This window comes from Prochlorococcus marinus str. MIT 9211, from assembly GCF_000018585.1.
In the GTDB taxonomy this organism is placed as follows: Bacteria; Cyanobacteriota; Cyanobacteriia; order PCC-6307; family Cyanobiaceae; genus Prochlorococcus_D; species Prochlorococcus_D marinus_B.
Genome location: NC_009976.1, coordinates 1,268,104 through 1,280,308, shown reverse-complemented (window position 1 = coordinate 1,280,308; position 12,205 = coordinate 1,268,104). Strand labels below are relative to the sequence as shown.

15 protein-coding genes and 1 tRNA gene are annotated in these 12,205 nt (G+C 38.4%); 7 read left to right on the top strand and 9 right to left on the bottom strand.

Translation table 11 applies throughout. The features are described 5' to 3' along the window. Positions 1-71: 71 nt before the first annotated feature. Positions 72-251: a hypothetical protein gene (locus P9211_RS06905; RefSeq protein WP_012195967.1), complete on the bottom strand. Its 180-nt coding sequence runs from the start codon at positions 249-251 to the stop codon at positions 72-74. An 89-nt stretch (positions 252-340) separates the two neighbouring features. Between P9211_RS06905 and P9211_RS06900 the strand changes: the two genes are divergently transcribed. Further along, entirely contained in the window at positions 341-742 is a 402-nt protein-coding gene (locus tag P9211_RS06900; RefSeq protein ID WP_012195966.1) for a DUF1499 domain-containing protein, read from the top strand. Between the two features lie 26 nt (positions 743-768). Here P9211_RS06900 and P9211_RS06895 read toward each other — a convergent pair whose 3' ends face one another. From P9211_RS06895 to P9211_RS06875, 5 genes are all read right to left on the bottom strand, one after another. Beyond that, positions 769-1,023, bottom strand: a complete 255-nt coding sequence (locus P9211_RS06895) for an MATH domain-containing protein (protein ID WP_143703348.1) — start codon at positions 1,021-1,023, stop codon at positions 769-771. 225 nt (positions 1,024-1,248) lie between these two features. Further along, positions 1,249-2,622 (bottom strand): UDP-N-acetylmuramoyl-L-alanine--D-glutamate ligase, encoded by a 1,374-nt coding sequence (murD, locus tag P9211_RS06890; RefSeq protein ID WP_012195964.1) that lies wholly within the window; start codon positions 2,620-2,622, stop codon positions 1,249-1,251. 42 nt (positions 2,623-2,664) lie between these two features. Beyond that, positions 2,665-2,736, bottom strand: a tRNA-Val gene (locus P9211_RS06885). Positions 2,737-2,799: 63 nt separating this feature from the next. Continuing rightward, on the bottom strand, positions 2,800-3,588 hold the full coding sequence (locus tag P9211_RS06880) for a photosystem II S4 domain protein (protein ID WP_012195963.1): 789 nt from the start codon (positions 3,586-3,588) through the stop codon (positions 2,800-2,802). Further along, positions 3,585-4,169 (bottom strand): hypothetical protein, encoded by a 585-nt coding sequence (locus tag P9211_RS06875; protein WP_012195962.1) that lies wholly within the window; start codon positions 4,167-4,169, stop codon positions 3,585-3,587. Before P9211_RS06875 ends, P9211_RS06880 begins: the two co-directional genes overlap by 4 nt. Before the next feature lie 100 nt (positions 4,170-4,269). Between P9211_RS06875 and serA the strand changes: the two genes are divergently transcribed. The 5 genes from serA to P9211_RS06850 all read left to right on the top strand — a co-directional run bounded on the left by serA (position 4,270) and on the right by P9211_RS06850 (position 8,086). After that, entirely contained in the window at positions 4,270-5,856 is a 1,587-nt protein-coding gene (gene serA / locus P9211_RS06870) for a phosphoglycerate dehydrogenase (protein ID WP_012195961.1), read from the top strand. Between the two features lie 10 nt (positions 5,857-5,866). Beyond that, positions 5,867-6,784, top strand: coding sequence for a 50S ribosomal protein L11 methyltransferase (gene prmA, locus P9211_RS06865; protein ID WP_012195960.1), 918 nt, complete (start codon positions 5,867-5,869; stop codon positions 6,782-6,784). 160 nt (positions 6,785-6,944) lie between these two features. Next, on the top strand, positions 6,945-7,244 hold the full coding sequence (locus P9211_RS06860; protein WP_012195959.1) for a ferredoxin: 300 nt from the start codon (positions 6,945-6,947) through the stop codon (positions 7,242-7,244). Between the two features lie 115 nt (positions 7,245-7,359). Further along, positions 7,360-7,743: a hypothetical protein gene (locus P9211_RS06855; RefSeq protein ID WP_012195958.1), complete on the top strand. Its 384-nt coding sequence runs from the start codon at positions 7,360-7,362 to the stop codon at positions 7,741-7,743. Between the two features lie 148 nt (positions 7,744-7,891). After that, on the top strand, positions 7,892-8,086 hold the full coding sequence (locus P9211_RS06850) for a hypothetical protein (protein WP_012195957.1): 195 nt from the start codon (positions 7,892-7,894) through the stop codon (positions 8,084-8,086). A gap of 98 nt (positions 8,087-8,184) precedes the next feature. Here the strand turns inward: P9211_RS06850 and P9211_RS06845 are convergent, their stop codons facing one another. Beyond that, a complete protein-coding gene (locus P9211_RS06845; protein ID WP_012195956.1) occupies positions 8,185-8,739 on the bottom strand; it encodes a pentapeptide repeat-containing protein in 555 nt (184 codons plus the stop codon). 68 nt (positions 8,740-8,807) lie between these two features. Further along, positions 8,808-9,770 (bottom strand): ribonuclease Z, encoded by a 963-nt coding sequence (gene rnz / locus P9211_RS06840; RefSeq protein WP_041391584.1) that lies wholly within the window; start codon positions 9,768-9,770, stop codon positions 8,808-8,810. 112 nt (positions 9,771-9,882) lie between these two features. On the opposite strand from rnz, the gene P9211_RS06835 reads away from it, so the two are divergent. Next, positions 9,883-11,181 carry a SpoIID/LytB domain-containing protein gene (locus P9211_RS06835; protein ID WP_012195954.1) on the top strand — a complete coding sequence of 433 codons (1,299 nt, stop codon included), beginning with the start codon at positions 9,883-9,885 and terminating at the stop codon, positions 11,179-11,181. Between the two features lie 19 nt (positions 11,182-11,200). Here the strand turns inward: P9211_RS06835 and truB are convergent, their stop codons facing one another. After that, positions 11,201-12,130 (bottom strand): tRNA pseudouridine(55) synthase TruB, encoded by a 930-nt coding sequence (truB, locus tag P9211_RS06830; protein ID WP_012195953.1) that lies wholly within the window; start codon positions 12,128-12,130, stop codon positions 11,201-11,203. Between the last annotated feature and the right edge of the window lie 75 nt (positions 12,131-12,205).

Genomic DNA, 12,205 nt, shown 5'->3' with positions numbered 1-12,205 from the left:
AAGAATTAAATGCCCAGTAATAAATTCTTGCCATCAGTAACATCATAAGCCTCTTCCGAAGGCTCTTATCCTTATATTGCAGAGACTTGCTGATTTTGTTGGACTATTTTTTTTCTTTGGCGGAGGTATCTTTTGCGTTGACCACTTCCTTCTACTTCTACGTACCAACCACAGGCTAAGCGATGGTCCATTTCTTCAAAGTTGACTTCATCAGACAACGTTTGGCTAAACTTCTTCTTTGGATTATCCATAATGCTTTATTACTCACAAATAAAGCTTTTGTCAAATTTTCCTTTGTTTGGGTGGAAATCTAATTTAAATAAATGATTCGCTTGATTTTATGTGCTTTAAAAAAAATCTTCTGCTTGCAATCATCACCTTTGTATTCATATTGCAGGCAAACCCTTCATTTGCATTAAGTAAGGTAGAAACTATTCCAGAATGTATTCAAACTGGCAATTGCTTTTCAACGAATATCAAGACGAAAGATGTTGAAGCAAGCTTTAATAAACTATTAAGCAATATGTCTTTATTGCCAAGATCTAAACTTTTAGAAAGCACTAAAGAATATTACCATTGGACTGTTAAAAGCTTTGTTTTCAGATTTACTGACGATATTGAAGCTTTTCTATTGTCTTCAGAAAACATCATTCAACTCAAATCGGCTTCTAGAATAGGGATTTATGATTTTGGGATTAATAAGCAACGGGTTAAGAAGCTTTCTCAAGATTTATTTAATTAAAGCTATGCATATGCTACATAGTTAGTTTATTGATTTTCTTTAGATGCTTTTAATGCTTGCATTGCCATATTAAGGTGAGCTTCAAGAGCGCCTAAAGCCATTATTGACTTAGTACTTCGTTTATCTTTTAAATATTCTTCCTTTCTTGAAAGTTCCGAAAGCAACTCTTTACTAATTAGGCTCCATTCTTCAAGTTTTTCATGAAAGAATTCTCGCTCATGAGAAAACTCACTAGAGCCCTCTTCTAAGGAAATGGTAAGTTCCTTTTTGGCATTAACCATGAGCTTATTAAGGCTTTTATGACTTATAGAGCTGGGAATTGGAAAATCTTCTCTCATGACAGGCAATCTGATTACTTTTTAACATATAGCCTTTGATTTTTTTTTGCCAGTAATTTTTAGTCGAGATGACCGACCAAACATTCTGGCATTGCCTTGTAATTATTTATTGTTTGCAGAAGATAAGATTATTACTTTGCCTTAACCAAAGCACTTTTTTGTAGCTTGCTAGGAATTAAGGATTAGCCATTGATTGATTATCTTTTTAAATTCATTACCTCGCTCTTCGTAGTCTTTATATTGGTCGAAGCTTGCGCATGCTGGTGATAATAAAATACTTTTTGCTTTTTCCTCAAAGGCAAGATTGAAAACTGTTTCAATCGCATCATTAAGTGATGGGAAACAATTGACAGGACCTGAAAATTTTGAGTCTCGGATAAGGTCGAAAAGAGTATTAGCGCTAGCGCCAAAGAGAACAACTGCGCAAGCTTTTTTATTTAACGCTTGCAACCAGTCATTGGGGTTGCCTTTTTTGCTTTGACCTCCTGCGATAACTATTGTAGGAGATGGGACTGCTTCAAGACCTATTTTAGCGGCTTCATAATTAGTGGCTTTGCTGTCATTAAAAATCTCTATACCTTTTATATTTGCAATCTTCTCTAATCGATGAGGTACGCCTTTAAAAGATGCAATTGCTTGTTCAATATCTCTTGGCGATAAACCTATTTCTCTTGCTGCAGCTGTTACTAATAAAAGATTTTGTAGATTGTGCCTTCCAGGTATGTTTAGCAAAGTAGTATCTAATATCTCTTCACCTTTTTCATATAGCTTTCCTTTCGAGGTTATCCAGAAGTCGGCTTGATTATTATTTATTGCAGCTCCATTAGTGCTAACCCAAATCCCCTCCATTAGTTTCGATCGAGCGTTCTTCAGGAAATGATCATCTAGGTTATAAATACGAATAGAAGAGTTTTCTAGAAGTCTTTTTTTTATATCGGAATAGTTTTCAAGTGATCCATGTCTTTCTAGATGATCGGGGGTAAGAGTTGTCCAAATTCCTATTTTGGGTGAGATATTAGGACTTGTTTCTAGTTGATAGCTGCTTAATTCCATTACTAACCAGTTGGGTTCCGTTCTTGAGGACCTTATAGAATCCAACGCTATTTGGGATGCTGGTATTCCAACATTCCCTCCCATCGCTGTATTGATTTGATTGCTATTCAAAACATGATGGAGCATATGAGTAACAGTTGTTTTGCCATTTGTCCCAGTAACACCTATCCAAGGAATATGTTTTAAAGCTTTCCATGCCAAGGAAATCTCACTTTCAATTTCAATGCCTTTGTTTCTTAATGCATTTAGGGTGCAATGGTCCCATGCGATTGCAGGGCTAGTCACTACTGATTTTAAATTCGAGAGCCATGGTTCAAAACTCTTTAACTCAAGTGATACGCCAAGCTTTACATCAATACCTTGATTATTTAGTTCTTTAGATAATGCCTCCAAGGAAGGCCCATTGGATTGTTCAAACACAACAACATTTGCTCCTTGCTCGTTGAGAAGCTTTGCTGCTCCTAAGCCTGAACGGCCTAGTCCAACCACAATAACTTTGGGATTTGAAGGATTAATTTGACTTACAAAACATGGGCGATACTGGAATCGAACCAGTGACTCCTACCGTGTCAAGGTAGTGCTCTACCTCTGAGCTAATCGCCCAACTAGTTTCCATCTAAAGATGGCTCTAAGAGAAATAAGCTAGCAGCAAGTCTTTCCGAATTCTTATTCGCGTTGTAATACAACTCGCCAGCGCGCTCGTTTAGTAGGTTCAATATTTTGAATTAATAAGCTGCCTTTCCCCTCAAGATGAATTCTGTCACCTGATTTAACGTCTTTAAATGGTTGGTTTGCTCTCGTCCAGTTAAGTCGAATGCGACCGGCTTTGATTTCAGTAACTATCTTGGCTCTAGAGAGCCCAAACCCTGCTGAAGAGATTGAATCTAGACGAGTAGATGCTTCGATAGTTGTTATTTTTTTCGGCATCCGCTTGCTCGGAAGTCTTAATTGATTGATATCGAGTAATTCATATTTGATGCTTACTTCTCTTATTAACCCATTTTGTTTGTTGAGCAGTAAACCAGCCTCTCTAGTACAGATCAATTGAGCACCTCTATCCCCAACTATCCAAATATCCCCTAAATCACTTGGCGAGATGCCTTTTTCTTCTAGGGCTTCTTTAAAGTCTTGGATTCTGGTTTTGTCAAATAGAAAATTCCCTTCTATTTGCATTCCGGAAAGAGTTGGCTTTGGAAAGATCTTCTTTTCACCTTCATGAGTCCTTCTGAAAAGAATTCTTTTTCTTTCAGCTCCTAAGTAGCCACCGTCAGCATGACAATTGATTTCATGAATTGGATCGAAGATTTTTAGAATCTCTTCTATTAGTTGGGCTTCAACAAAGGGAGACCATAATTCTTGCCAAGTTTTATGAGCTTTTTCCCCTAGAGAGATAAGCCTTTCTAGGGTTTCGGCATTTTTAGAACGTTTGATTAAGTCCCTGGAAATTAATTTCAAAGCTCATTCACGCTAACTACTTCAATTGGTTGGATTCCTTGAATTAATTCCCATGGCAGCTGGATCTCCGAAGGTGTTTGTAGAACTACAAGCCAATATCCTTGTTCATGTCGTTTTCGAAGTGCTTTGACATCTTCTTGATAAGTATTCACGCTAGCTGCTGCAAAAAAACTTCCTATCCAGCCAGATAGCATCCCTAGAAAACCTCCAAAAATTGTTTCTCCTATTGGTCCAAATCCAAAGTCTGAAAATGTTTTCAGATTAGTCATTCCAGCAAAGGTTATACCTGCGATTAAGCCGAAAGGCATTAACCATAGGCTCATACTGCGCTGACGTTCTTTGCGAGTAATTTTTGGGTTTAGTAGTTTGACATCATTAATAGAAATACTTTTCAGAAGTCTCAAGCTCTCGTCAGATGAGTCAGTTTTAATACTTGAGAGATCCTCTGATAATTGCTTATCAGTGCTTTGAAGAGGCTCTATTAGCTCAAACTTTGTTATTTGAGTTTTAGATGCTCTTAGCTGCTTTGCCAGTTCAAAAGCTTCTTGAGCTTTTTTTAGAACAAGTATTGAAATGGTCATTTAATCTTCATTAATTGTGTAAATTCTGACCCTGAATTGCAGAAAGCTCATCAGGTACATTTTGCTTATTAAAGTTCATATAGGCATATTCTCGCCTTAAATGACGAAAGTTTTGGTTTCTGATCCCATAGATCAGGCAGGCATCGAGATCCTTAGTCAGGTAGCTCAAGTTGATCAACGTATAGATCTTTCAAATGAACAATTGAAGGAGGTTATCAGTGAATATGAAGCACTGATGATTCGATCTGGCACACAAGTCACCTCTGAGGTTATAGAAGCTAGTGATCGATTACGCATTATTGGTAGAGCTGGTGTTGGAGTGGACAATGTTGATGTCCCTGCGGCAACTAAGCGAGGGGTTTTAGTAGTAAATTCTCCTGGTGGAAATACGATTGCTGCTGCAGAGCATGCACTTGCCTTGCTTCTAGCTCTTTCCCGAAATATTCCTCAAGCTCACTCGAGTACTTTTGGCGGCCTATGGGAAAGAAAGAAATATGTTGGTAATGAACTTTATAAAAAAATCTTAGGAGTAGTTGGGCTTGGAAAGATCGGCTCTCATGTCGCAAAAGTAGCTAATGCAATGGGGATGGAGGTTATTGCTTTTGATCCTTTTGTATCTGCTGATCGAGCCCAGCAAATGCAAGTCAGGCTTAGTTCAATTGACAACCTTTTCGAAGAAGCCGACTACATAACACTTCATCTGCCAAGAACACCGGAAACCGAAAACTTAGTTAATGCTCAATTGCTCTCAACTATGAAGAGCACTGCAAGATTGGTGAATTGCGCAAGAGGCGGAATTATTGATGAAGCAGCTTTGGCAGATGCATTGAATTCTGAAGTCATAGCGGGTGCTGCATTGGATGTATATGCAGAAGAACCACTGAAAAAAGATTCCCCTTTGCTTTCTGTTAATAAAGGCCTAATTCTCACACCTCATTTGGGTGCTTCTACTGCTGAGGCTCAAGAGAATGTTGCTATAGATGTTGCGGAGCAGATTCGTGATGTTTTATTAGGTTTGCCTGCTCGCAGCGCTGTAAATATTCCTGGATTAAGTGCTGAAATCATGGATAGCCTAAAGCCTCATTTACAGCTTGCCGAAACGCTTGGATTATTAGCCAGCCAGATCTCTGGAGGGCATATACAGAAATTAGAAGTTCGTTTGCAGGGAGAATTTGCTCAACATCCTTCTCAACCTTTAGTAGTAGCCACTTTAAAGGGACTTCTTTCTACAGCCTTAGGTGACAGGATCAATTATGTAAATGCTTCTTTAGAAGCTAAAGGTAGGGGAATCAATGTCTTAGAAGTGAAAGATGAGAGTTGTCCTGATTTCTCTGGGGGATCACTTCAGTTAACTACGGTCGCAGATGACGGGAGTCATAGCTTGGCTGGAACAGTCTTCGCTGATGGTGATTTACGTATAACTTGTATAGATGAATTCCCTGTCAATGTAGCTCCAAGTAGGCATATGCTTTTTACGAGGCATCGGGATATGCCTGGCATAATTGGAAAGATTGGATCTTTGCTTGGTGTTCATAATGTGAATATTGCGTCAATGCAAGTTGGAAGACGCATAGTTAGGGGAGAAGCAGTAATGGTGCTGAGTATTGATGATCCAATTCCATCAGAACTTTTGAAGTCTATTCTTCAAATCCAAGGTATTAATGAGGCACATCCAGTAACTTTATAGGATTTTAAAATTGATTGATTTTCGAAATATTTTTTGGTGGCGATTAAAATTACCTGTTCCTCATGAACTTGAGGAGTCGATGATATGGAAGCTTCAGCATCTTTCGATCAAGTCATATGCGATAGAAATCGATCCGAAAAATAATTCTCGATCTTTTTTTTATATTTGGCTGATATCTTCTGAGTGGCCTAAGTATCAACGTGAGCAGTTAATCAATTGCTTTAAGCCTCTTGCAAGAACCTTTGATAAAACCCTAGAACAAGTAACTTGGGAGAAAGTTGATGATGAGGATTGGAGTTCTAGTTGGAAAAAATATTGGGGGCCAGCTCCTGTTGGGAAAAGACTTTTAATTTTGCCTGCATGGATGGATTTACCTGCGTCTTATTCAGAAAGAATTGTTGTGAAACTAGACCCAGGCGCAGCATTTGGAACAGGGGATCATCCGACCACAAAGCTATGCTTGGAGGCAATTGAAAGACAGCGACCTAAAGATCTGAGAATTGTTGATATAGGCTGTGGAAGTGGGGTTTTAGGCTTGGCTGCGCTCAGATTAGGTGCTAAGGAAGTTATAGGAGTAGATATTGACCCCTTGGCGATTGGATCGGCCCAGCGCAATGCCTTCTTAAATGATTTCGATGAAAATAGTTTTAGAACTTTCCATGGATCAATTGATACTGTTCATAACGAGTTACAAGGAGCAAAGGCTGATTTACTCCTTTGCAATATTCTTGCTCCAGTTATTAAGACCTTAGGAGAAGATTTTGATCGGGTAATTTCTCCTCAAGGAAATGCGCTCATTAGCGGGTTGTTGGTTGAGCAAATGCAGGATATAACTAAGTTCCTTGTTGACCTTGGTTGGAACTTTATTGCTTCTTATCAACAAGATAATTGGGCTTTAATTCAGCTTTCCAAGTCATCTCGTCACTAGAATCATTGATAAGCTAAACTTATTAATTATTGATTTTTGATTGGCTTGCATGCTTTTTCTTACAATTTTGAGTTTCTTTTGACCCAAGACAGTGTAAAAAGGATCCGTCTTGAGGTAAAAATTTTTACCTCCAATTTCCCAAGTCCCCCTTTGATATCCCATGGCTTCTTATAAAGTCACCCTTGTTAATGCTAACGAAGGTTTGAATTCGACCATTGAGGTGCCTGATGATCAGTACATTCTCGATGCTGCCGAAGAACAGGGAATAGACCTCCCTTACTCTTGTAGAGCAGGAGCTTGTTCTACCTGTGCAGGCAAAATCACAGCTGGCAGTGTGGATCAGTCTGACCAAAGTTTCTTAGATGATGACCAACTTGAAGCTGGTTTCGTTTTAACTTGTGTCGCTTATCCAACTTCTGACGTAACTATTACAACTCATGCAGAAGAAGAGCTTTATTAAATAGTTTTCTGTCTGTCTGTCTCAGTCGAAGATTTAATAGTTGCGTTTCAAGCATTAATCAGCCACCCTCTGAGGGTGGCTTTTTGTTGGGGGCAAATCCCCCTGAGATTATTTAGTGAGTTTTCAACCAATTTCTGAAAAGAGAATAGAGACCCTCTTGGAGCATGGGAGTGTGCATCCAAGTGCTGGAGGTCATTTTAGTTTTCGAGTTGTAGGACCTTGTTGCAGATTATTTGATAGGGAAGAGCTCCCTTGGCCTTGCTCACGTATAGCTTGGAAGAGCAAGGAGCCAAGTTGGAGGAGGATTGGCTCAAGGTTGGTCCCAGATATAGCCGCTAGACGATGTCCATCTTATTCAGTCGAAATTTTGCAACCCGGTGCTAGATCTATTCCAACAACTCTTACTTTTTTTTCTGATCGGTTTACTCCAGTTATGCAGGAATGGTGGTACAGCAGGCATTTCCGCTCCAAGGATGAGTCAAACGTCTGCCCTTACTAGGTTTAAATAACATTTGATTTTCACTTCCTTGGTCTTATTAAAATACAAGTATTGAAAAGGGTTGTTGATTAATTTTGACTTTTCACTTCAAATATCCATTTATTAACGATTTACTGAGATACTCTTTTCACAAAGGCTTAATTTACGAATGAACTTCGATTATCACGCTGTTGCTTCAATTTTGCATGCAGCTATTCCATTGGCAGCTGGTGCGGCTGGTGTTGCTTATTACATTATTCGTTCTAAAGGTGTTGGCTTTGGCGGTGCTCACCTGGTAGTAGGACTGCCAATGTTTGTTGTTGGTGCAGCAGCAGCAGCTTTTTACTATGTAACTGCTCCATGAATCTTTAGTGCTAAATAAGCCAACAGATTCAAATAGCTAATAAAAAAGGGCCTATAAGGCCCTTTTTTATTAGCTATTTGGAATAAATAATCTAATCTTTAGCCAATCCCAGGGTTGAATTTGTTTTCTCCTTTGGAGGCTGGTACATAAGATTGATTTAGCTGGCTGCACTGAAGGCTTTCAGCTGTTTTTCCAGTTGCTCTTTCGCATAAGGATTTAACTTGAGGTAGATCCAGTACAGCGTTTGTGAAGTCAGTTCCTTCTATAACTGCACCATTAAAAACGCTTTTTAAGAGCTCTGCACCACTCAGGTTGGCGCCCGAAAGATCTGCATTATCAAAGCGAGTGGCATATGCAATAACGTTTTGCAGGTTTGCTCCTCTTAGGTCAGCATTTTTAAGGCTTGATACGCTGAAATATGAGCCACTTAGATTTGCATCGCCTAAGTCCCTTCCTGAAAGGTCATATTTGACATATTCAGTGTTCTGAAGGTTTTGGCCATGGAGGCTAGTGTCAAGCGAATCTACTGAAGATGGATCACTTGGATATAGCGCACCTACGGATATTGGACTGATAGTCAAACCAAATATTACTGGTATCAAGACCAGTAATCTTGATAGAGAACGTTTCAAGAAAGAAAATAGAGAGGTCATTGAATACACCAAAGACTTACGGATACAACCGCACGCAGCCATTCTTTCATGATGTGGGATGAGATCGGCTAGGTATCACGAACTGTTTCAGGCTTTTCTATATCAATTTGCATAAAATCCTTTGCTAGAAGGGTATTGGGAAAAATTTCTTTTGCTTCTTTAAGCAAGTCATTAGGAGAAAAGGCATTCCCAGGAGCATATCTGGGACTCAGATGAGTAAGAACAAGCTTACCTACACCCGCTTCTTTAGCGGTTTGGGCTGCCATTCTTGAGGTTGAATGCTTCCTTTGAAAGGCCATATCTGTATCTTTGTCTGCAAAAGTTGATTCATGTATGAGCAAATCTGCTCCTTTGGCAAGTTGAATTGCTGCTTTGGAGAAAATCGTATCTGTGCAGTAAACAATGCTTTTCCCAGCTTTTTGAGGTCCACAAAAATCTTTTCCATTAATAATTCGGCCATCTTCAAGTCTTACCTGTTGTCCAAGTTTTAACTTTGCAAATACTGGTCCTGGAGGGATGTTAAAAGCCTTTGCTTTCTCAAGATTAAATCTTCCTGGCCTTGGCTTTTGGTCAACTCTATAGGCAAAAGCTGGGATTCTATGGATTAATGGTTTGCAGCGAACAATAAAATCCTTGTCTTCAAAAACGATTTGGTTATCTTCAGCAACTTTTTCTACTGAATGAATTTGGAATGGATAGGAGATTCGACTGGAGCTACTTTTCAGCACACCATTTAAGTAATTGCTCAATGGATTGGGTCCATATAGATCTATTCCAGAACTATTGCCAGCGAGTCCTAAGCTTGCAAGTAATCCTGGTAAGCCATAAATATGGTCTCCATGCATATGGGTAATGAATATTCTTCTAAGCTGAGAAGTCCTAAGATCACTGCGTAGAAATTGATGTTGAGTGCCTTCCCCACAGTCAAATAACCACAGCTCAGACCTTTGAGGTAGTCGTAAAGCTAAAGCCGATACATTGCGACTTCTTGTTGGAACGCCTGAACTTGTTCCTAGGAATGTAATTTGCAACTTTCTAAGGTGGTCAATCAAGGTTCTGACATTTCCGAGTCTGACCTTTTTTGGTAGAACTGTCTCCTAGAAAAAATTAGATTCGTATTCTTATTGGTATTGGACTGTCCTTTTGCTAAAGGCTTTATTTCAACTACTACCTGTTTTTGCCATAGTCTTGGTCTATCCAATTACGGATATTAAGGCTCAGCAAGAACCATTTATTCGTGTATTGCTTCTTGATGCAAGTAATCTTTCAATTAGATCTGATGGCTCAACGCCAATTCTTGTTAAAGGACTCGATGCCATAAGTCGAGAAAAGAGTTTGGATTCATTGAAACTTATAGTTGAAAACGGTTTCATCAAGTCAATTGTTAATGGTGATTTTAAAAACGTAGATAGACTCCCTTTGAAAAGCGCTTTGAGGATTAGGAGCCGCGATCCACGAGGGATATGGCTTGGCAAAAGAAGATATGCTGGGGAGCTTAGAGTTACTGGGATAGGGGATAAATTAAGGGTTATAAATCATTTGCGTGTTGAAAAATATTTGCAAAGTGTTGTTGGCGGGGAAATGCCTAAATCTTGGCCTATGGAAGCTTTAAAGGCTCAAGCTGTTGCTGCAAGGACTTATGCATTAAATCAATTGAAAAAAAAAGGAAACTACGATATTGGATCTACAGAACAATCTCAGGTTTATCTTGGGATTGAATCTGAAACAGCCAATATTCGAAAAGCAGTTAAATCAACTAGGCCTTTAGTCTTGGTTCATAACGGGAAATTAATAGATGCTGTCTTTCATAGCAGTTCAGGAGGTAAAACTGAGGACAGTGGTTCAGTCTGGAAAAGACAAAAACCTTATTTAGTTAGTGTTATTGATTTTGACCAACATGCACCTTCTTTTAAATGGACTAAAACAATTCCTAAAAGAGAACTTCAATCTATCTTTTCAGAGATTGGAGGTTTAAACGCTCTTCGTTTAACTAGATCCACGAAAAGCGATAGGGTTTTAGAAGCTTTGGCATATGGACCTAAAGGAAAGGCTGTATTTTCTGGGAAAGAATTAAGAAAAAGATTAGGCTTGAAGAGTACTTTAATTCAATTTGAGATGATTATTCCTAAGAGAAATAATAACAACAAACAAGAGATGATAAATGAATATATGCAATCAACTAAAAGCAGTAAAACCACAACTATAAAATCACCATTTGGGCTGCCCCCATTGCCTAAGATAGGGATACAAACTCCACCTAATTTACCTGTTATTCCTAGAGATTATGCATTACTTGTTAAAGGGTTTGGAGCAGGGCATGGGGTGGGTATGAGTCAATGGGGTGCTAATGGAATGGCTAAAAAAGGTAAGAATTTTAAGAAAATTCTTCGCCATTATTATAAAGGAGTAAGAATTATACCTTTTTTATATAGATATAATTGAGTTTAACCTTATTGGCTTTTTAGAGTGGATTTAAGACTACTTTTGGCTGAATTATTGAATCATCGACCCATTCAGCAATCCCTGCTATAGAATAGTCATTATTGATAACCAATAAAAAATTTTTATATGAATTTAATTCACCTTTCTCAATAATTTTAGATACCTCAATACGGCTATTTGAAGTAATTATTTTACGACCGTTTCTCCAGTAAAAATCTTCTTCACACTTTAGTCGGAATTTAGATAAGTGATTTAATGAGAGAATAGGATCAACAACTTTTGAAAGCAACTTTTCCTTATTATAATTAAGATCTGGTAATGGTATTACTTCGTCTTCATTGAAACCTAAAGCTTCTAATCTCCTTAGTTTAAATAACATACCTCCACATCCTATATTTTCTCCTAGGTCTCTTGCTAAAGAGCGGATATATGTGCCTGAAGAACAATGAATATATAAATCTAATCTTCCAGTACTCTGATTCCAAGAATTAACCTTTAGCTGGTAAATGGTTATTTCTTTTCTAGGCAGATCAAATATTTCTCCTTTTCGTGCTTTTTTATAAGCTCTCTCTCCATTTATATGAACACTTGAGAATAAAGGGGGCTCTTGAAAAATACGTCCTCTAAATAAATCTAGAAATTTATCTAGATCGGCTTCACTTAATTGTGGCCAGGGACTACTTTTGATTGTTTCTCCCTCTAGGTCATCGGTATTAGTTCTTTCTCCGAGTTGGATTGTGCCTTGATACTTTTTCGATGTATGTAAATAAGGCAAAAGCCTTGTCGCCTTACCAATTGCTATAGGCAATACCCCAGTTACTAATGGATCGAGTGTTCCCCCATGCCCAACTCGTTTTATTCTCAAAATTTTTCGAAGCCTACTAACACAGTCATGAGAAGTAACCCCTGCTGGTTTGTCTATGACTAAGAAGCCAAACTTGGCATCCATTAACTTGGGTTCAGAAGTGATCTTTTAAAATTAATGGTGTACACAATTAAGCATAAACATATAGTTTGAGAGTGA

Excerpts from the sequence above, each read along its gene's own strand:
- P9211_RS06905 (WP_012195967.1), bottom strand. The coding sequence starts at position 251 with ATGGATAATCCAAAGAAGAAGTTTAGCCAAACGTTGTCTGATGAAGTC.
- P9211_RS06900 (WP_012195966.1), top strand. The coding sequence starts at position 341 with ATGTGCTTTAAAAAAAATCTTCTGCTTGCAATCATCACCTTTGTATTC.
- P9211_RS06895 (WP_143703348.1), bottom strand. The coding sequence starts at position 1,023 with ATGGTTAATGCCAAAAAGGAACTTACCATTTCCTTAGAAGAGGGCTCT.
- P9211_RS06875 (WP_012195962.1), bottom strand. The coding sequence starts at position 4,169 with ATGACCATTTCAATACTTGTTCTAAAAAAAGCTCAAGAAGCTTTTGAA.
- serA (WP_012195961.1), top strand. The coding sequence starts at position 4,270 with ATGACGAAAGTTTTGGTTTCTGATCCCATAGATCAGGCAGGCATCGAG.
- P9211_RS06860 (WP_012195959.1), top strand. The coding sequence starts at position 6,945 with ATGGCTTCTTATAAAGTCACCCTTGTTAATGCTAACGAAGGTTTGAAT.
- P9211_RS06850 (WP_012195957.1), top strand. The coding sequence starts at position 7,892 with ATGAACTTCGATTATCACGCTGTTGCTTCAATTTTGCATGCAGCTATT.
- P9211_RS06845 (WP_012195956.1), bottom strand. The coding sequence starts at position 8,739 with ATGACCTCTCTATTTTCTTTCTTGAAACGTTCTCTATCAAGATTACTG.
- truB (WP_012195953.1), bottom strand. The coding sequence starts at position 12,130 with ATGGATGCCAAGTTTGGCTTCTTAGTCATAGACAAACCAGCAGGGGTT.